This window comes from Bradyrhizobium sp. SBR1B (genome assembly GCF_014198205.1).
Taxonomy (GTDB): domain Bacteria; phylum Pseudomonadota; class Alphaproteobacteria; order Rhizobiales; family Xanthobacteraceae; genus Bradyrhizobium.
The window spans coordinates 821,041-841,244 of the sequence record NZ_JACIHC010000001.1 but is presented as its reverse complement, the minus strand read 5'-3'; the positions used below and the strand labels follow the sequence as shown (position 1 = coordinate 841,244).

Sequence of the window (20,204 nt, the reverse complement as noted above, 5' to 3'; positions counted from 1 at the left end):
AAAATCGAGCAGCCGCTCCGGCACGGATCGGCCGCGCTTTCGACCATGCTGACCTCAAAGGCGGTCGAAGATGCGATCCGGAACAAGCTGCGTGACGGGCTGGAAATTCGTGCCGGCGGCAACAAGCTCGCCGGCCCCGACGACGTGAGGCTGGTCGCCAAGCCGGTGGTCTACCGGATACCGACGGCTATCCGATCAAGCCGCATCCGGACAAGCGCAAGAAAGTGGTGACGATGCAGATACGCGTTCGTGGTGCTGAAGGCCTATTACTCGCTGACAAAGATGAGCTGGCACCCGCAGATCCACACCACTCAGCCCCGTATCACCATCGAGAGCGAGGACGTGGGCTCCTGATCTTCGGCGTGATCCGGTTTGCAGCGCGGCGTCCTTTGATGGCCGCGCTACGCATCGGGTCTAATTGCCGGATCATAGATTCTTACAGGTGTTTTGCCCGACGCGTAAATTATTTCGCTAAATCCGCAGCGCGCGAAGTCGTGCCCGTCGGTCCTTTGCATGGTATTGTTCTCCAAAAATTGATCGGGAGCCGCCCGCCGATGGCGACGGGCGGTCGTGGCCGCATCGCTCAGCCCGCGTTGGCCTTCAACCGGGCGGCTTCGATGCCGGCCACCGCGCAGGCCTCGTCATTATCGGACGTATCGCCGGACACGCCGACGGCGCCGAGCAGCGTTGCACCATCCATGATCAGGACGCCGCCGGGCACGGGCACCAGCGCGCCCTTGGCGATGGTGTTCACGGCGTCGATGAAAAAGGCCTGCTCCTGGGCGCGCTGGAACAGCGCCCGCGAGCCCATGCCCATGGCGAGTGCGCCATAGGCCTTGCCATGCGCGATCTCGCCGCGCATGAGGCTGGTGCCGTCCTGCGCCGCGGCGAGCTTGAGCACGCCGCGCGCGTCGAGGATGGTGACGACCAGCGGCTTCAGCTTGAGTTCGCTGGCCTTCGCGAAGACGGCGTCGAGGATCCTGCGGGCGGTGTCGAGGGTGAGGTCAGCCATGGCTGGTTTCCTTTGCAGCAGTTGAGGTGGAATTGGTCTCAGTACGATCGAGGCTCATCGCCAGCACGCGCGCGACGTGAAGCGCCTCGCGCTGGGCGCCGTCGTGGATCTGGTGGCGGCAGGAGGTGCCGTCGGCAACGACCAGCGTCGTCGGGTCTGCGCGCCGCACGGCGGGCAGCAGCGACAGCTCGGCCATCTCGATCGAGGCATCATAGGTGTCGGCGCCATAGCCGAACGCGCCGGCCATGCCGCAGCAGCTCGATTCGATGGTCTCGACCGCAAGGCCCGGGACGAGGCGCAGCACCTGCTCGACCGGCTTGAAGGCGCCGAAGGATTTTTGATGGCAATGGCCGTGCACGACGGCCTTCTCAGCGACGGTGCCGAGGGGCAATTGCAGCCGGCCAGCCTCGGCCTCGCGCACCAGAAATTCCTCGAAGGTCAGCGCGTGCGCGCCGACCGCCTTGGCGTCGTTGTCCTTGCGCAGCGAGGCGAGCTCATCGCGCAGCGTCAACAGGCAGCTCGGCTCGAGGCCGACGATCGGCACGCCGCGCGCGGCAAAGGGCGCAAAGGCAGCGACCAGCCGATCGAGCTCGACCCTGGCTTCATCGACGAGGCCGGCGGAGAGGAAGGTGCGGCCGCAGCACAGCGGGCGGCTGCCGCTCAGCGCCTTCGGCAGATGCACGCGATAACCGCCGGCCGTGAGCACGCGCAAGGCGGCATCGAGGTTCTCGCGCTCATATATGCGATTGAAGGTGTCGGCGAACAGCACGACCTCACGGCCATCAACGGGCCCGACCACGTCAGCCGCTGGCGCAAAAACGTCGCTGCGGAAGGCGGGCAGGGCGCGGCGCGCGCTGATGCCGGCAAAGCGTTCGAACAGCTTTCGGAGCAGCGGGCTGCGGTTGCGCAAATTGGCCAGCGGCGCCAGTCGCGATGCAAAGCCGGCATAGCGCGGGAGATAACCGACCAGGCGGTCGCGCAATCTCAGGCCGTGCGAGGCGGCACGCGCGGCCAGCACCTCGATCTTCATCTTGGCCATGTCGACGCCGGTCGGGCATTCGTGGCGGCAGGCCTTGCAGGAGACGCAGAGTTTCAGCGTATCCATCATCTCGTCGGAAGACAGCGCGCCGGGGCCGAGCTGGCCGGAGATCGCGAGCCGCAGCGTGTTGGCACGCCCGCGCGTGACATCCTTCTCGTTGCGCGTGGCGCGGTAGGACGGGCACATCACGCCGCCCTCGAGCTTTCGGCAGGCGCCGTTGTTGTTGCACATCTCGACCGCGCCCTGGAAGCCGCCGCCCGCGCCGGGATAAGCCGACCAGTCGAGCTTCGTCTTCAGCTCGCCGACGCGATAGTCGGGCTTGAAGCGGAACAGCGAGCGGTCGTCCATCTTCGGTGCGTCGACGATCTTGCCTGGATTGAGCGTGCCATCGGCATCGAAGCGCTGCTTCACCTCGCGGAAGTCGGCAACGAGGCGTTCGCCGAACATCGTCTCGTGAAACTCGGAGCGCACCAAGCCGTCGCCATGCTCGCCGGAATGCGAGCCCTTGTACTCGCGCACCAGCGCGAAGGCCTCTTCGGCGATGGCGCGCATCGCCTTGACGTCCTTCTCCAGCTTCAAATTCAGCACCGGGCGCACGTGCAGGCAGCCCTCGGAGGCGTGCGCATACATCGTGCCGCTGGTGCCGTGCTTCGCAAACACCTCGTTCAGTCGTGCGGTGTAGTCGGCGAGGTGCGGCAGCGGCACCGCGCAATCCTCGACGAAAGAGACCGGCTTGCCCTCCTGCTTCATCGACATCATGACGTTGAGGCCGGCGGCGCGGAAATCGGCGATGCCGCTCTGCAATCCAGGCTCGGTGATTTCGACCACGCCGCCCCATTTGCGTTTGTCGTTGGTCCAGCCGAAGCCGAGATCGCCCATGAGCTCACCGAGCTGTTTCAGGCGCACAAGATTATCGGCCTGGTCCTCCTCGGCGAACTCGACCACCAGCACGGCGTCCGGATCGCCCTTGATCGCGGTGGAGATAATGGGGCGGAACATCGCGATCTCGCGGCCGAGCGCGAGCATGGTGCGGTCGACCAGCTCGACCGCGATTGGCTTCAGCTTGACGAGATGCTGGGCCGCATCCATCGCCTCGTAGAAGCTGCCGAAATGGCAGACGCCCAGCGCCTTGTTGCGGATCACGGGCCACAGCTTCAGCTCGACTTTGGTGGTGAAGGCCAACGTGCCCTCGGAGCCGACCAGGAGGTGCGCCATGTTGTTGCGCGCATTGCGCGGCACCAGCGCATCGAGATTGTAGCCGCCGACGCGGCGCTGCACTTTGGGAAAGCGCGCGGCGATCTCATCGGCCTCGCGCGTGCCGAGATCGAGCATGTCGCGGAATAGGGCGCGTGCGCTGTTGCCGGCGTCGAGATCGGAGAGATCGCGCGAGACCTCGCCGTAACGGCTCAGCGTGCCGTCGGCGAGGGCGGCCTCCATCGACAGTGTGTTGTCGCGCATGGTGCCGTAGCGCAAGCTGCGTCCGCCGCAGGAATTGTTGCCGGCCATGCCGCCGATGGTGGCGCGCGAGGCCGTGGAGACGTCGACCGGGAACCACAGGCCATGTTTTTTGAGCTGGCGGTTGAGATCGTCGAGCACGATGCCGGGCTCGACCACGCAGGTGCGGCCTTCGACGTCGAGCGAGAGGATGCGGTTCAGGTGTTTCGATAGATCGACCACGATCCCGTCATTGACGGTCTGGCCGCATTGCGAGGTGCCGCCGCCGCGCGGGGTGACCTTGCGGCCCTCGTCGCGGGCGATCGCCAGCGCCAGCAAGGCCTCGTCCATGGTCTTGGGTACGACCACGCCGGCCGGCACGATCTGGTAGAACGAGGCGTCGGTGGCGTAGCGGCCACGGCTGAAGCGGTCGAACAGGACATCGCCGGTGATTTCCCGGGCCAGGCGTGCCGCCAGGCCGCCCTTTTGAGCCGATTCCAGTGATTTTCCAGCCACTTCCGCCGCCATGGTCCGCTTTCGCCTGTTCGCCGGCACCGTCTTGCCTCCCGTCACGGCCCTTGGCAAGCGAGCCTTGCTTCTTGGGCATTGACGGACCTCGCCGGGCGAGGGACAAGCCCGGCGAATAGTGATATGCGAGCGGCTCGCGGGAGCCCCGAATTCGGGCCCCCGACGCTCACGTCGAGACAAGCCTCAAAGACCGGGAAGGACGCCGATGACCGTGCACACTGGAAGGCATTTCTTACAGATTCCAGGACCGACGAACGTGCCCGACCGGGTGCTGCGGGCGATGGACATGCCGACGCTGGACCATCGCGGTCCGGAGTTCGCCGAGCTCGGTTTTGCGGTTCTTGCCTCGATGCAGCGGGTGTTCCGCACCAAGCAGCCCGTGATCATTTTCCCCTCGTCCGGCACCGGCGCCTGGGAAGCGGCGATGGTCAACGTGTTCGCGCCCGGCGACAAGCTCCTGATGTGCGAGACCGGCCAGTTCGCCGTGCTGTGGCGCGGCATCGCCGACAAGTTCAAGTTCGACGTCGACTTCATTCCGAGCGACTGGCGTCACGGCGCCGACCTCGCCGAGATCGAGAAGCGCCTCGTCGCCGACAAGCAGCACGCGATCAAGGCCGTCTGCGTCGTGCACAACGAGACCTCGACCGGCTGCGTGACGCCGCCACTGGAGGTGCGCAAGCTGCTCGACCGCGTCAAGCATCCGGCGCTGCTGATGGTCGATACCATCTCCGGCCTCGGCTCGATGGAATATGAGCACGACGCCTGGGGCATCGACGTCTCGGTCGCCGGCTCCCAGAAGGGCCTGATGCTGCCGCCCGGCCTCGGCTTCAACGCCGTCTCGGAGAAAGCGCTGGCCGTGGCCAAGGCCAACCCCGGCATGCGCTCCTACTGGGATTGGCAGGAGGTCATCAACTTCAACAAGCTCGGCACCTTCCCCTATACGCCCGCCACCAACCTGCTCTACGGCCTGCGCGAAGCGGTCAAGATGCTGGAAGAGGAGGGGCTGGAGAACGTCTGGACCCGCCACAAGCGCCACAGCGCGGCGACACGCGCCGCGATCAAGGTCTGGGGCCTGGAGACGCAGTGCGCCGACCCGGCTGCACACTCGCCGGCGCTGACCGGCGTGCGCGTGCCTGATAGCCACGACGCCGACGCCTTCCGCAAGGTTGTGCTGGAGAACTTCGACATGTCGCTCGGCACCGGCCTGAACAAGGTCAAGGGCAAGGTCTTCCGCATCGGTCATATCGGCCACTTCAACGATCTGATGCTGATGGGTACGCTCGCCGGCGTCGAGATGGGCCTGGATCTGGCAAAAATTCCGCACCGGAGCGGCGGCGTGTTGGCGGCCATGGACGTCCTGAAGGGACGCGACGCGGTGCCGATGACCAAGGCTCAGGTGGCTTAACGCCTCGGCAGGCCTCGACGAACTTAAGAGAAGAGAGCGCGCGATGAACGCACCGACGACTGCCAACGAAGACCTGCTCTACTCCGTCACGGACGGCATCGCGCGGATCACCTTCAACCGCCCGCAGGCGCGCAACGCAATGACCTTCGCCATGTATGATCGCATGGCGGAGATCTGCCAGGAGATCAACGCGGACCGTTCGATCAAGGCGCTGATCCTGACCGGCGCCGGCGACAAGGCGTTTGCCTCCGGCACCGACATTTCCCAGTTCCGTGCGTTCAAGACCGCGCAGGACGCACTCGACTACGAGGTCCGCATCGACCGCGTGCTCGGCACGCTCGAGCAGTGCCGCGTCCCCGTGATCGCGGCCATCGCCGGCGCCTGCACCGGCGGCGGCGCCGGCATCGCGGCCTGCTGCGACCTGCGCATCGGCACCGAGACGACGCGGATGGGCTTTCCGATCGCGCGCACGCTCGGCAACTGCCTGTCGATGTCCAACATCAGCCGCGTCGTGGCGCTGGTGGGTCCCGCCCGCACCAAGGATCTGATCTTCAAGGCGCGGCTCGTCGAGGCGCCGGAGGCGCTGGCGCTTGGCCTCCTCAATGAGGTCGTGCCCGACGTCGAGACGCTGCAGCGCCGCGCCGACGAGACCGCAAAGCTCGTCGCCAGCCACGCGCCGCTCACGCTGGAAGCGACCAAGGAAGCGGTGCGCCGCATCCGCCGCACGCTGTCGCGCGAAGAGGGCGAGGACTTGATCCTGAAGGCCTATATGAGCGAAGATTTTCGCGAGGGCATGGACGCCTTCCTCAACAAGCGTACGCCGAACTGGAAGGGCAAGTAGCCCGCGTTGTTGGCCGGCTGCGCCATATTAGGGCGTGTACTCGTAAAGGCGCAGACGTCGGCTTTGAGATCTAAGCAGAAATTTTCTGCTCAATCAGAGCGTTGCTGCTTCTTGACCGCTGGTGGGCGCCTGTTGCGAGTCTTTGAGGAGCCGCAGCGCCGCAGCCGTGACGAGACCCGTGGCGAGCAGGTACACGGGGGATATGTCCCAGCCGGGTCCTTCGAAGACCAGATAGGAGAACAATCCCGCGGCCGACACGATGAAGCCGACCCAGGCTAGCTTCGGTAGGCGAAATCGACGTTCGCTCCGCCAAAGATCAAGCGCGAGGTAGTACGCGAGAAGGCTGTTGCAGAGTGCCGCCGGCAGCACCCCCAGGACGATTCCGGTTTCAAACGCGAGATAGGATAACACGCCGTCGACCTGAGCAATCACCGCGAAGGGCAAATAGCGCGGATTGAGGCAGGCCAGTGCGATCGACGCAAGCTCAAACGCGTAGAAGTACCGCTCGTGCATCTTCGGGAGCAAATACGGCATGAGCATAAGCGATACACATGCGGCCAGCAGAATAAACTCCGGCCCCGCCCGTTGAGAGCGCGCGATGAAAATCGATAAGGCGAGTCCGCTCGCCGCCGCGAGCACCATGCCGACGGCGACCCCGATCGCGTACGGCATTCCTCCAGCCAACACCCAGATGTTCGCTGCGTTCATGGTGAGGCGATTGAATGTGTGAGCTTGGTCCAAATAGACCGCAAACACGGAGACTAACGATCTGCCGGCGACGAGAACCGGTATCGCGAGAACCACGTAGATCCCGGGAACGGTAGCTAGCCACGCCAGGTGGATCCGGCGGCGCAACATCATGCCGAGCACGAAGGGTCCCAGGAACACGCCCTGAGCCTTCACAGAAAACGCCATCGCAAATGGCGCAACGCCATTTCGGTCCCGCATGAAAAGCGCCACGGAAACCAGGGTGAAGAAGGTCCAGATCGAATCGGCCTGCCCCCACAATGCGCCATTGAAGATCACCGTAGGTGCAAGCCAAACCGCGCAGAAGGCCACGCACGCGCGCAACGGTACCTTTGTCGCTCGCCAGACCATCTGGGCGACGACGAGCGCACAGCCCAGCTCGAATACTCCCGAGATCGCTTTCACGAGCGACAGTGGCTGTCCCAGCCAATCAAAATGGGCGGCGATCAGCAGGAGATAGCTATAAACCGGGGTGTAGTTGGTGAAAGGTTCGGCCAGTGCAGCATTACCGTGATCTCGAGCAAAGGCATACCACGGGATCAGGAACTGAATGGCGTCGTCGGTGGCGTGCTCCCGGGCGAAGTAACGGAGCCCAAGGCCTGCAAACCCGGCCCCCATCACTAGGCCGATGGCAAGCGGCGAGTACGTGTGCAACGTCTCGTTAGGCCTGATGCAGAGGCCGGGATCGGCCGACGTGCCAATAGTCTCTTTTTTCACGCGATCGCTTTTGCTTTTTGAAGTCTTTGAAGGGCGTTGCGACTTCATTTTGCTTTCAACCTAAAGGAGCAATCATTTCCAGTTTCATAAGGAGCGGTTCTGCCATGTGCAATTTCTCTCAGAAGAATTGTTTGGTTAGCAAAGCTTTGGTGGAACTGATGATCGTTTAAGTTGGCCGGAAGCGGGGACGCAGTTCGCATTGGGCCGCCTTCATGGTCCTCACGCCCCCGCGTGCGGCCGTGGAAGATGCGTTGATGCAGGTCGCCCGTGAGCATCAGTTGCGCGTCCTCGTGTGGATTGAAGGCCGCGCCGGTCGCAAGGGCCTTCGCCTGATCTCAGGGGCTACCGGTGAGCCGCCGCGTATGTCTGCTTATCCCCAGCCAAGCCAGATATTTGAAAAGGACATGGAAGCACGACGGCCGCAATAAATCAGTTTTCGCATTCTATGTTCAACAGCGGCCAGATACGCCAGCCTGCAAATAGCCCCCACGCTCCGTGGCGGCCCGAGCATCGGGCCGGGGGGCATGATGCTGGGGCCTCCGGACAGGCTATTGTCTCATGGGACTGAGGCCTTCACCGAATCCAAAGCACGACGCCAACCGTTCCGTTGTTGCCGAATATTCCCGAATGTGTGTCAAAACTCACACAGGTCTGCTGACAAGCAGAAAGGCCGCAAAGGTCGGACAAGAACGGCCCCTGCGGCCGATACCGCGTCGTTCCGCACGATCGGCGGGGCGGCTGAACCTAAGCATATCGCGCGCCAGCCTCGCCACGATCTTAGTCCGTCATTAGCGAGAACCTGTCAGTGTTGCTCTTGGGACGGGGCCGTGGGGGACAAACCTGCTGACGCTATTCGAAGATCGCCAGCAACTGTCAATAGTCCGGCCCGCTCAATATCATCGGAAGCCTCGGCCGCAAGCTCTAAGCAAAATCGTTCGAGACGATGAAACTCCTTGAGATCTCGGTTCATCGCCAATCCGCACCCCCGCTGCCAACTTAAATGGACGTTGAGGTCTCATGGTGAAAAAGTCTCTAACTTGTTATGCCGGTGCCATAAAGAGCCCCGCCAGCATGATCGTCTGCGCTAGTCCTGGACTGCCTCAATGATCCTCTTTCGATGACATGGCAGGCGTGAGATGAACCGTGAGATTCGAAACTTGAACACTAAAATTGCGATCGCAGTGCCGATCGCAATGCAGGCGGCGATCACGATGGCTGTAGTCCTCTTAGTCGGAACACGGGGATGGGACGACGGCGCGATCACACTCGCTTACTCGAAGACCTTCGCTGCGACCGGCCGCATCGCACTGACGCCGCTTTCGGAACAGGTGGAGGGGTTTTCCACTATCGCGTGGTTCCTAATTAATTCGTTCGTCGCCCTGTTCCAGCCGAGCTTTGCTACTGCCATCGCCGTTGCTCAGGGCATGACGGGGCTCTTCTTCTGCCTTTCAATCCTTCAGATCTGGTTGCTAACCAAGGATCTTAAACTCGATAAGTTCGCCTCGACCCTGTTGCTCTCGACCTACGCTGCTCTCGGAATGTCTTTGAGCGAAATCGCGAACGGAATGGAAATGCCGCTCTTGTGTTTCACGGGGGTTGGGGTCGTGCGGAATTTATATTTTCGTCCAAATCTGTTGCAGGCTGCAGCCTTCGGGAGTGTGTTCCTCCTTACTCGTTTTGAGGCATTGGTCTACTACGCATTCATCCTTGCACCGCTTTTATACGAGCGCCGGACCAAAGACTTCGTGATCCTGGCGCTTACGGGCACGGCAGTGCTGGGTGGGACAGAGGCCCTGCGGCTCTGGCTTTTCTCGGATTGGGTTCCTAACACCATCTACGCCAAAATGCAGCCTCCCTACCGCGAAGACAACCTAAGGGAGTTAGTCAAAAAGGTCTCTGCGGCATTCGAGGTCGTAAGGGCGATGCCACTGTTGTTCTCGTCTATAGCTATCATAGCGTATTTGCACTTTGCTTGCTTCTTAGACGCGTTTAATCAGCGAACGGAGCTATTCACCAAGTCGCTATATCTCTTTGCCCCCATGTTCGGAGTAATTGCATTCAACTCTGCAATAGGGACTAATTGGGGTTACGTGGGGCGAATGCAAACGCTCGCTTTCCCGTTTGCACTTCTTTTACTCGGGTTTTGGTCTAAGAAACTCGAGTTGTTTCGCAGTGAACTGCAACGCTCATATGTTTTGATTGCCGCAATAGTAACGGTTGTAGTCAGCTGGTGGTCAAGCGCCAAGCCGCCGCTCTCGCAAGCTTATCTGACAATCAGATCGCAGGCACAGTCTGCTCCATTCGGTGTAACGCCCGCATCCTACCGGCTCACCGGACTTGCCGTGGATCGGATCCGGGAATTGACAGGCAGGGCGAGTATTAGCTTTCTGACGCCCGACGTGGGTGGTGTCGGCCTTTGTTGCTCACGCGTGAGGATCGTGGATTTAGGCCTTCTCGCGAACCGAATCCTTGCCCATCAAGGGTACGGCGCACTAGACGACGTCATATCTACCGAGCCCCCCGAGGTAATCGAGGCGCATGAGATGTGGGCAGAGATTCCAATGCTCTACAAGCTAGCGTCGTTTACTCGGTCATATGAACCCCTCATCATTGACAACATACGAATGTATGTTCGTCGTGACGTAGCAAAAGAACTGTTGGTCGGCGGCTTTGCTGTAACTTGCAGCCTAGAGGATAATGACTGCCGGTCGCGGGCGCTAATTGAGCACCGGTATGCGCTTTATTCGACAAAGGATGACGACTTCGAGTTCCTGAAGAGTGGTTATTTTTTCGATGTCACTTCGCGTTGAAGGAGGCATTTTCGGCAGAGCCGATTGCGCGGCGGCGTGGGATTCAGCATTGGTCCGCGCCGCCGCCGCTGCTGTATTGGAAACCAAAAGTGGCACTACCGTTTGATCAAGCCGCTTTTGCCGGACAAGGCGCGGGCGTTAGGATAATCCTCGATGTCTCCGGCCGGTGGCAGGCGGGAGAGTAGTGCGGCGCAATCAAGCCACCTTCTGCTGGTCGTCGATAGGCTCGGCCACCAATTTAACGCCGAGCGCGTTCATTGCCTTGGAGGCGGTTGGCTATCTTGCCGTCCCAACAAAGTGTCCGTCCGCCTCGCCGTCCTTAGTGAATCTTGGACAGACGCAAAAGCCTCCCGGTGAGCTGCGGGTTGGACACATGACCTTTGGTGCTCCCGACGGCAGTTCGGAAGCATTCACGAGGCATTGCGATTTAGGTTTTGGATCCTGCGACGCACCCTTAGCGAACACGGCTGTATCAGCGCCGGCCAGCATTAAATCAATAAGGACGCCTTGAAGGAAGCTCATGCGTGGTCCTTATAGCGGTGGCAATCAATTGAGCGGTTCTTCAACGGATCGAGCAACATCATCGGATAGCGACGCGCTACGGCAAATTTACCGCCAACTGCCTCGCTCTTCCAGTTCGCTAATCAGGCTATGGCTCAGCGCTAAACTAAATAAGTCCTATCCTAGATTGATGCCGCGGAACCTGTGGGGGAGCTTTGCTTCATTCCTCGCGCCGATAAGTATTCTGCTGCGTCTGTGTCTCGCGAATTTCTTGGTAACTCGTCGCTTCATCTATGAGACGCTTCGTGCATGAGCGTGCGAGCTGCTTAGCGATAATTTGGGCGCGGTTGGCGATGTCGTGCTGAGTGGCTTTTAGGACTCCAGCATGTTGTGCGCGCGCAAAGACATCGCAGACCTTTGGGAGGAAGTTCGGCGCGTATCCGAACGCCTTAACGCCCTGCTTGGTGCGGAATTCGATCTGGTCGGCCATCGCGAAAAGGTCGTCGCCGATAAAAGGCTTGAGACTCTGCACTGTCAAAAAAGCAGGGAGATTGGGGCCGCTCCTGTAATACTGACGTCCTTTGGGCGGGCGAATGCGGCCTAGGCCCACCATGAAGCCACTCTGAGTGATCACGCGCTGCCCGTTGTCGAGGACCGCAACCTCGATCTCGATGGTTCCGAATTGAAGGACTCCTTCATGCGTCGCTTGCGGCAAGTGTCTCGCCCAGCGGGCTTTAGCGGCCTTCCGAGCTATTTCCCTGCGCTCGTCATGTGATAGGGCGGCTGCCCTTGCAGCGCCGCCAGCGGCTCGGGCGGGAACTCCCCACTGGACTTTCCACCGCGTTCTCCGCCGCGCGTGGTCGAGGTCCAAACTTACTTTTCTACGCGTATTCATACTTCAGCAATATGGTCAGATCAGAAAATTGCAAGCGCGGCGTGGCCGCAAAATGGGCTCGGTGAAGCGAAGCAATTACGCGGCGAGCAACTCCGGATCATTTAGTATGGCCTTGACACGTTCTGGTGACGAGCACTGCCAGACTGCTGTACAAAATGCCCTCAGCATCATGTCTCTGCACCGAATTTGTGGAACCGGCGGAAACGTTGACGCGAGAGCTTGGGCGACACTTAGTGCCTGGTAGATATTTCGTTCCTGGTAGAGCTTCGGACCACAGAGGCCTCCCAGCAATCCGCCCCAAAAGTTATGCTTGTGCGAACGCACCAATACGCCCTTCTTGCCCACCGAGATCCAGCAGGCGTCTCCGCTCTCCAGTATGATGGTCGCATCGTGGCCAAATTTTTCGTTGATGTAGAGCAGGCGCGGCATCACTCGTCACTCTTGGCTTTCCTACTTTTAGCTTTTTTGCATTTTCGGAAATTTCACTTAATCGAAGGGGCCCGTTCCTTATAACTTTAGGCCCTGATCAGGGCCACTGATTGCTTGCTCCGAGTCTATGAGCCCCGCGGATCGCTTGTAGCTTAGGAGGGCGAGGCTTGTCTCATTTCAGATCTCATTCCAAAGTCATAACGGGGATGGCGTCGGATGGCTTGAACTTGGCCGGATTCGCCAGCACAATGGTCTTTGAATTCATCTCCGAATTTCCAATCCGAACAAGAACATAGGGAAGACGCCCGTGGGACATGGAATGAAGGCCGCGATTGCGCTGACAGTCGCGCTGTGCGGCACCCCGGCATTCGCCGGCTGGGAGCCGGCAAAGCCGGTCGAGATCGTGGTGGCGGCGGGTGCGGGCGGCGCCTCCGACCAGATGGCGCGGATGATGCAGGCCGCGATCCAGAAGAACAATCTGATGAAGCAGCCGATCGTCGTCTCGCTCAAGGGGGGCGCCTCGGGTGCGGAAGCGCTGATGTACATGAAGTCCAGCGAGGGCGATCCGAACAAGGTGCTGATCGCCTATTCGCTGATCTACATGCTGCCGCTGTCGGCTAAGATCCCCTTCAACTGGCGTGAGCTGACCCCGGTTTCGGTGGTCGCGCTCGACCAGTTCGTGCTCTGGGACAACAGCGCCGGCCCCAAGACGGTGAAGGAGTTCGTCGCGGCCGCGAAGGCGGCGAGCGCGCCGTTCAAGATGGGTGGTACCGGCTCCAAGCGCGAGGATCATGTGTTGACGGTCTTCCTCGAGCAGAAGACCGGCGCAAAATTCTCCTATCTGCCGTACAAGTCCGGCGGAGAGGCCGCGACCCAGCTGGTCGGCAACCACACCGAAGCCAACGTCAACAATCCATCCGAAAATCTCGAAGTCTGGCGCGCCGGCCAGGTGCGTCCGCTCTGCGTGTTCGACAAGGAGCGCATCTCCTACACCAGCAAGGTGACGGACACCCAGTCCTGGGCCGATATCCCCACCTGCAAGGAGGAGGGGGTCGACGTGCAATATCTGATGCTGCGCGCGATGTTCCTGCCCGGCAAGGTGACGGCCGAGCAGCAGGCGTTCTATGTCGAGCTGTTCCACAAGGTGACGCAGACCGCCGAGTACAAGGACTACATGGAGAAGCAGGCGCTGAAGCCGATCTTCCTCACCGGCAAGGACATGGTGCAGTTCCTCGAGGAGGACGATGCCATCAACAAGTCGCTGATGACCGAAGCCGGATTCGTCGCGAAGTAGTCGTCTCTCTCTCCCTCTTCTCCCTCTCCCCGTCCTTACGGGGAGAGGGCTGGGGTGAGGGGCTCTCTCCGCGAGTCCGACTCTCACGGTCCCTGTGGAGACTCCCCCTCACCCCAACCCTCTCCCCGCACGCCGGGAGCGGGGGAATTGAACGCACTCTGGCCCAAACAGAGCATGTCCCAAACCGAACTTGAAATCGTCGTTGACGATCCGACCGCGCCTGAAGACGACTCGCCTTCCGTCGTCTCGTCCGGCACGATCGAGATCGTCGTCTGTCTCCTGCTGCTCGCGCTGGCCGTCACGCTCGGCTACGACAATTGGCGCACCGGCGCGTCCTGGGATTCGACCGGGCCCGAACCCGGTTATTTTCCTTTCTATCTCTCGGTCATCCTCGGCGGCGGCAGCCTCTACGGCCTGATCGTGGCGCTGCTGGCGCGGCATGCGGCGTCCGGAACCTTCGTCACGCGCGCGCAGGCCCGCCGCGTCATGGCGGTGTTCGTGCCGACGCTGCTGTTCTGCCTCGTGATGCAGTTCCTCGGCCTCTATGTCGCGAGCTTCCTCCTGATCTCGGGCTTCATGCGCTTCGTCGGCAAGATCGCGCTGTGGAAGTCGCTGCTCACCGCTCTTGTGTTCACGGCGATCATGTTCGTCACATTCGATGTCGCCTTCGACGTCATCATGCCAAAAGGGCCGCTCGAAGCGGCCTTCGGCCGCTAGGCGGTCCCGCGATGGAAGCTTTCGGTCTCCTGCTTCACGGCTTTGCCGTCCTGCTGACGTGGAAGACGCTCGTGCTGATGATGGTCGGGCTGGTGCTCGGCATCTTCGTCGGCGTGCTGCCGGGCCTCGGTGGCCCCAACGGCGTTGCGATCCTGCTGCCGCTCACCTTCACGATGGATCCGACTTCGGCGATCGTGATGCTGTCCTGCATCTATTGGGGCGCGCTGTTCGGCGGCGCGATCACCTCGATCCTGTTCAACATCCCCGGCGAAGCCTGGTCGGTCGCGACCACTTTCGACGGCTATCCGATGGCGCAGCAGGGCAGGGCCGCGGAGGCGCTGACCGCGGCGTTCACCTCCTCCTTCATCGGCTCGCTGGTGGCGGTGCTGCTGATCACGTTCCTCGCGCCGATGATCTCGTCCTTTGCGCTGAAGTTCGGCCCGCCTGAGTTTTTCGCGGTTTATCTGCTAACATTCTGCTCGTTCGTCGGATTGGGGCGCGAGGCCAAGCACAAGACGGTCATCTCGATGTCGCTGGGGCTGCTGCTCGCCGGCATCGGCATGGATACCGTGTCGGGCAATCTCCGCATGACCTTCGGCTCGCCGGAGCTGCTCCGCGGCATCAACTTCCTGGTCGCCGTGATCGGCCTGTTCGGCATCAGCGAGATCTTGCTGACGATGGAGGAGCGACTGGCGCTGCGCGGGCACGCCGCCAGCATTTCGCTCCGCGTCGTGCTCGGCGTCTGGAAGGATCTGCCGAAATACTGGGCCACGCTGCTGCGCTCCTCCTTCATCGGCTGCTGGCTCGGCATCACCCCTGGCGGCGCGATCGCGGCCTCCTTCATGGGCTACAACCTCGCCAAGCGCTTCGCCAAGGATCCCGAAAGTTTCGGCAAGGGCCGCATCGAGGGCGTGTTCGCCCCTGAGACGGCGGCGCATGCGTCAGGTACCTCCGCGCTGCTGCCGATGCTGGCACTCGGCATTCCCGGCTCCGGCACCGCGGCGATCCTGCTCGGCGGCCTGATGGTGTGGGGGCTCAATCCGGGGCCGCTGCTGTTCGTCGAGCACAAGGACTTCGTCTGGGGCCTGATCGCCTCGATGTATCTCGGCAATGTCGTCGGCCTCGTGCTGGTGCTGACGACGGTGCCGATCTTCGCCTCGATCCTGCGCGTGCCGTTTGCCGCGGTGGCGCCAATGATCGTGGTGTCCTGCGCGATCGGCGCCTACGCGATCCAGAACGCGATGTTCGACATCTGGCTGATGCTGGGCTTCGGCATCGTCGGCTACGTCTTCAAGAAGATCGGCATTCCGTTGGCCCCGTTCACCCTCGCGCTCGTGCTCGGCAACCGTGCCGAGGATGCCTTCCGCCTGTCGATGATCGGCTCCGGCGGCGACCTCAAGGTGTTCTGGTCGAACGGCCTGGTCGGCTCGATCACCACGCTGGCGATCATGCTGTTGTTCTGGCCGATGATCGACGGGCTTCTCACGCGCTTGGGACGAAGGCAGCGGAGCTAAGGCCACGGAAGCTTTAGGCAGATAATCTTCGCGGTGGTCTCAGGGCTTGGCCTTGAAGTTGGTTTGCTAACGGTGTTGAGCGCGAGACCGCGGTCGGCCTTCGATGAATGCTCCGGGTTATGAGGGGCGCTAAAATTTTGACGGACCGAGCTAGTAGAAAATCGGTGGTTCAGTTTTCGGTTCGCAAATCTCGTTCACTATAGCCTCCGCAAAAACGAACTTTGTGTTACGCGGAGGCTCGACGGTCTTTGTCGGCAGTAAGGGGGCCCGGTCGCTTATGATGTAAATGGGCACGTATGGCGTATGCCACCGGGCGATGATCTCGCCACAAGCGGTACATGAGAACTGCCCCGTCTCAGACCTGGCAACGCAGGTAAGCGGATTGGCATGCCGGGCAGACCGTGTGAGAGACATTTCGACTGGTCATGTTCCCGTTTCCTCTGTTCTGCGCTCGGGCAACGAGGGGCGATCACGTTCAAGGCACGCTCGGTCCTTGCCTGACTTTGACAAGCTCAATCCAATGAAAATAACAATCAACAGAAACTATCCCGACCTAATTCTCGCTTTTTCTCCCGAATATCGCTGTTTGACATGCGGCCCTGTTTAAATAGCATTGGAGGGCGCAACTCTCAGTTCCGCCCGAAAGTCCGCCGGCTCGGCCATTCCCCAAGAGTTGCCCCAATGGGTCGGCGGACTGAGGTGGTCGTACGTGGCCTTCCCCTCAACGACGTGCCCGGGACTCCCAACGCGCATCGCTGCTAAAAAGCCTGCGCGCTTCTCCCTGATGAGTTCGCGGTCCTACAGGGATCGAACCGACGGGTCTACTTTGACGGAAACCGAAAGGTTGATGAAGCGCCTGTCCGCTTAGATCTAAGAGAACCCGCATTCTTAGTTGGGTAGCGCGGCTGACAGTCACTGCCGGATTTAATGGAAGCTTTTCGCAAGTGCAGCAATCATTCCGGCAAATGCGAGTTGCGAACCCACGCCAAATAATCCCGTCAACGCGCGCTTAGAGTGTATCCACCAATGAAAGCGTTGGAGCGCGCGAAGTAAGCCACGAGGGTAAAGGGTGTGAACGAATTGCAAGGCGTCCGGCAGCATCGCGGTGAAGGCGCCGATCGCAATCGTCCAAATTGATCCTGCCGTTGCAAACATCCAAAGCGCTAGGCCGAGTCCGGCGCACGCATCAATTCCGATAATTGCAAAATCCGTCAGCGTCGCGCTGCTGAAGGACAGGCCGCGATTGTTAGCACCTTTGCCTAGACTTATTGAGCGAAGTGGATAATCCCAGTGCGGAATTGCATCAATTGCAAAATGGCTTGCGAACCCCGCGATCGCCGCGGCTGCCGGATGTGATGGAACCAGGCTGGCGATCGCGCCACCGACGATTGCATGGGTGCTCAAAATCATCTGATTATCTATATACTTCCGGGACGCGTGGCATTGGGAACGATGGCATGATTGGCTTGATCACGTCGTTGTCCTCTGAGGTGCAGTGGTTTGGCCCGAGAAAGCATCCTCGGACCCACCATGGCAAAGAGGACGTTAGAGGTGATTGGCCGACGATAGGCCTTCGGATCGACACCGATCTTTGTTTCAACGAACGGCTGTTGGAGTCCCGAAAGTGCAGCGACGGGAAGCTGCGAGGCGGGATCGTCGTTCCCTTATCCTAAAGGAGATACTATCGACGAAAATGGCAGTGAAGAAGCACCCCACAACCATCAAGCCGGTAAAGACGGCCAGGAGCCAATTTTGGATCATCTTCGACCATGTCCTCGTTTGACGCTCGCCTTTAAGAGCAGCGAGAGCTTGGGCCGTCAAGTCTGACAGGCGCTGGGAAATGTTCTCTCTGAACTCATACCGCCTTAGCGTCCCTGAGCCCTGCGATCTCGTCCCCGAACTCCTTTAAAACCGGGTTGGTCTGCTTGCCGGATTCCGGCGGCCACACCATCCTCCTCGGTGTACGTGACAACGTCAAAGGTTGGCCGACCAGGCGGATGTGGCGATCTTCGTCGTTCGCCAACCTGGTCGATGCTGAGATGCCTGACCTGGGCGTCCTCGAACATCTGGTCGCTGGCTTAGATCGGCCCGCAGGGCACGCCGCGTTGAGCGGGCAGGGGCTATCGCGTAGTCGGGATGGGGCATAGAGCTCCGGTTCGCCGATCACCTGGGCGCAATCGCTACCCCGGTCGTGGCTAGCTGATGTAGCCGTCAGGGGTCTTGAACGGGAACCTTGGGGTGTTCTGGTCGAACGGCCTAGTCGGCTCGAGCACGGCGCTCGAGATCGTGCTGCTGTTCTGGCCGGTGGTCGACGGCCTTGCTCGGCCGGGTCGGCTGGGGGCCGGCGAGGCAAAGCGGTTGCACCATGAAAAGTCATCTTAATCAGTATTTTAGCTTCATTGCGTCGCCGTAGTCCAGTCGCTGAGGCCTAGTGGTTGTTCCCAAATGTTGCTGTTGTGCGACAGCTTAGGCCAGCGTTGACCATTATGCTCCCCGTGGCTTTCTTAATTTCTCACGGGGCATTGCGATGAAGCAGATTGTGATGGGAATTGTGGCGGCATCGTTGGTCGCGACTAGCGCAGTGGCCGCTGATCTGGCAGCGAAACCCTATGTGAAGGCCCCGGCCGTCGTTGATCCGGTCTGGAGCTGGACCGGCTTCTATGCCGGATTGAACGCCGGATATAGCTGGGGAAGGGCGGAGACGACCGTAGCGCCGATCGCACTGCCGTTCCCGGCTCCACAGTTCGGTTTGTTCGGTCAGAATGTCGACGGCTGGCTAGCCGGCGGACAGCTGGGCTACAACTGGCAGGTGGATCCGAAATGGGTCGTCGGCCTCGAGGGCGACATTCAAGCAACAGGCGAGCGGTCGTCGCGGACGGTGACGACGACGAGCGCGCGTTACGGTTCGAACATCATCGGCATCCCGGGCGGTGCAGATTTTAACTCCATTGCCACATTGACTGGTAATCTTTCCTATGACCTGCAATGGTTCGCGACGTTTCGCGGGCGCGTCGGCGTTCTCTCGGATCCACAGACCCTGTGGTACGCGACCGGTGGTCTCGCTGTCGGCGAGTTCAAGTATTCGTCGGCGACCGCCCTTGGAATCCAGGTCTTCGGACCGGGCCTCGGCGGCACCACTCCGCTCGGCGCGTTCAACTTCCCGATCGGGGCCGGGGTGACTAGCACCGACACCCGAATTGGCTGGACGGTGGGTGCGGGCGTCGAGCGCAAGTTCACCCGGAACTGGTCGGCCAAGCTCGAATATCTCTATATGGATTTCGGGAGTAAGACTTACTTTGTGGGAACCGCCAACCAGGCGGACGTAAGCTTCCGCGATCACGTGCTGCGCGCCGGCTTCAACTATGCCTTCACTCCAACGCCCGTTGTTGCGAAATACTGAGCTGCGCAGGCGCGAAACCGCCTCAATGCCCGCCAATCTTGGCGGGCATTGTCATTTCTGTCTTGCTTCCGCTTTCCTGAACTTTCGTATTCGCGTCCGCGCCGAAGCCGAAGTCCTTCAGCACCTCGCCTAATCGCGGCATTCCGGCGGTCGCGCCACCACAGCTAGGCGGCGTGGTCGCTTGAAACCAGGTTTCTTCAGCTCGACGCAAGTCTCCGAGCGAACCCCGGGAAGGTGTCGCCAAGCTCGACACACATGCACCCTCATGATAATTTGGTCCTCCGACTCATGCGTGGTGCTTAGTGATGAAGGAAGCTCCATTTCAAGCGAAGGGATTGCTGCTGACCTACGGAACGAGATTTGTAGGTGGCATGGCTGCCCTCGCCGCAAGCCTTCTTAGTTCATCCTGTGTGAGTTCTGACGAAATTTCTTCGAGACCAAGAGTTGCGACTGGTGCTCCTTGGGCCCGAGATCTCAACGAGCCGCCGCCTAGCCGACCGCCAGCACGTAGGCCTGACTAGGTCTCGCAACGCAAGAACACCATATATCGATCTGACTTATGCGGTAGGTTAGGTCGCCGTCCAAAATGAAATCGACCAGAATGCTTCGCGCCAGGATGCGGGAGTCTGATCGTCTGTACATCGCTCCAATCGGCCCTTTTCTCTGTCGCGGAACCTCCCGTTTCGAGGTATGCAAAAATGAATGGCGAAGTATGGGAGCGTTTGGCGGTTTTGTGTGGACCCAGCCTTGCAGGCTTTACAACCTATGAGCTTTTGTCCGAGACGATAGGTAGGCGTGGAACCGAGCAAACCGAGCAAACAATAAGCGTTTTCAGCTTTTGGTTTTCGGAGGTTTGTTTAACCTCATAGATCGTTGGAAAGCTAGGCGTCTGCCGCTTGTGTGTCCACGCTGTCTCGAGCC

The 20,204-nt window shown here is 60.6% G+C and carries 14 protein-coding genes and 1 pseudogene; 8 read left to right on the top strand and 7 right to left on the bottom strand.

Annotated features, from left to right (window positions below; genetic code table 11):
• Positions 1-45 precede the first annotated feature (45 nt).
• Positions 46-231 (top strand): hypothetical protein, encoded by a 186-nt coding sequence (locus tag GGD61_RS40350; RefSeq protein ID WP_246785857.1) that lies wholly within the window; start codon positions 46-48, stop codon positions 229-231.
• A 352-nt stretch (positions 232-583) separates the two neighbouring features.
• Here the strand turns inward: GGD61_RS40350 and GGD61_RS04075 are convergent, their stop codons facing one another.
• On the bottom strand, positions 584-1,012 hold the full coding sequence (locus GGD61_RS04075) for a heme-binding protein (protein WP_183230236.1): 429 nt from the start codon (positions 1,010-1,012) through the stop codon (positions 584-586).
• The gene (locus GGD61_RS04070) at positions 1,005-4,013 is read right to left on the bottom strand and encodes an FAD-binding and (Fe-S)-binding domain-containing protein (RefSeq protein WP_177237358.1); all 3,009 of its coding nucleotides are present in this window, start codon (positions 4,011-4,013) and stop codon (positions 1,005-1,007) included. Before GGD61_RS04070 ends, GGD61_RS04075 begins: the two co-directional genes overlap by 8 nt.
• A gap of 205 nt (positions 4,014-4,218) precedes the next feature.
• On the opposite strand from GGD61_RS04070, the gene GGD61_RS04065 reads away from it, so the two are divergent.
• The gene (locus GGD61_RS04065) at positions 4,219-5,418 is read left to right on the top strand and encodes an alanine--glyoxylate aminotransferase family protein (protein ID WP_092260946.1); all 1,200 of its coding nucleotides are present in this window, start codon (positions 4,219-4,221) and stop codon (positions 5,416-5,418) included.
• A 43-nt stretch (positions 5,419-5,461) separates the two neighbouring features.
• A complete protein-coding gene (locus tag GGD61_RS04060) occupies positions 5,462-6,259 on the top strand; it encodes an enoyl-CoA hydratase/isomerase family protein (protein ID WP_092260948.1) in 798 nt (265 codons plus the stop codon).
• A gap of 93 nt (positions 6,260-6,352) precedes the next feature.
• Here the strand turns inward: GGD61_RS04060 and GGD61_RS04055 are convergent, their stop codons facing one another.
• Positions 6,353-7,771, bottom strand: coding sequence for a hypothetical protein (locus GGD61_RS04055; protein WP_210310934.1), 1,419 nt, complete (start codon positions 7,769-7,771; stop codon positions 6,353-6,355).
• Positions 7,772-8,859: 1,088 nt separating this feature from the next.
• On the opposite strand from GGD61_RS04055, the gene GGD61_RS04050 reads away from it, so the two are divergent.
• Positions 8,860-10,533, top strand: coding sequence for a hypothetical protein (locus tag GGD61_RS04050; protein ID WP_183230234.1), 1,674 nt, complete (start codon positions 8,860-8,862; stop codon positions 10,531-10,533).
• A gap of 721 nt (positions 10,534-11,254) precedes the next feature.
• On the opposite strand, the gene GGD61_RS04045 is transcribed toward GGD61_RS04050, so the two are convergent.
• Positions 11,255-11,749 (bottom strand): hypothetical protein, encoded by a 495-nt coding sequence (locus GGD61_RS04045; RefSeq protein WP_183230232.1) that lies wholly within the window; start codon positions 11,747-11,749, stop codon positions 11,255-11,257.
• A 255-nt stretch (positions 11,750-12,004) separates the two neighbouring features.
• Positions 12,005-12,358: a hypothetical protein gene (locus tag GGD61_RS04040; protein ID WP_143109098.1), complete on the bottom strand. Its 354-nt coding sequence runs from the start codon at positions 12,356-12,358 to the stop codon at positions 12,005-12,007.
• A 319-nt stretch (positions 12,359-12,677) separates the two neighbouring features.
• On the opposite strand from GGD61_RS04040, the gene GGD61_RS04035 reads away from it, so the two are divergent.
• The 3 genes from GGD61_RS04035 (at position 12,678) to GGD61_RS04025 (ending at position 15,883) form a co-directional block, all read left to right on the top strand.
• Complete coding sequence (locus GGD61_RS04035) at positions 12,678-13,652, top strand: tripartite tricarboxylate transporter substrate binding protein (RefSeq protein ID WP_177237333.1); 975 nt, start codon at positions 12,678-12,680, stop codon at positions 13,650-13,652.
• A gap of 174 nt (positions 13,653-13,826) precedes the next feature.
• Complete coding sequence (locus GGD61_RS04030; RefSeq protein ID WP_092260961.1) at positions 13,827-14,369, top strand: tripartite tricarboxylate transporter TctB family protein; 543 nt, start codon at positions 13,827-13,829, stop codon at positions 14,367-14,369.
• A gap of 11 nt (positions 14,370-14,380) precedes the next feature.
• Positions 14,381-15,883 (top strand): tripartite tricarboxylate transporter permease, encoded by a 1,503-nt coding sequence (locus GGD61_RS04025; protein WP_018322846.1) that lies wholly within the window; start codon positions 14,381-14,383, stop codon positions 15,881-15,883.
• 924 nt (positions 15,884-16,807) lie between these two features.
• Here the strand turns inward: GGD61_RS04025 and GGD61_RS04020 are convergent.
• Both GGD61_RS04020 and GGD61_RS40345 read right to left on the bottom strand, forming a co-directional pair.
• Positions 16,808-17,293, bottom strand: coding sequence for a hypothetical protein (locus tag GGD61_RS04020; protein WP_081494182.1), 486 nt, complete (start codon positions 17,291-17,293; stop codon positions 16,808-16,810).
• Between the two features lie 445 nt (positions 17,294-17,738).
• A pseudogene (locus GGD61_RS40345) lies at positions 17,739-18,120 on the bottom strand (CoA transferase); the annotation flags it as partial.
• A gap of 290 nt (positions 18,121-18,410) precedes the next feature.
• Between GGD61_RS40345 and GGD61_RS04015 the strand changes: the two are divergent.
• Positions 18,411-19,283, top strand: coding sequence for an outer membrane protein (locus tag GGD61_RS04015; protein ID WP_092260965.1), 873 nt, complete (start codon positions 18,411-18,413; stop codon positions 19,281-19,283).
• Positions 19,284-20,204 lie beyond the last annotated feature (921 nt).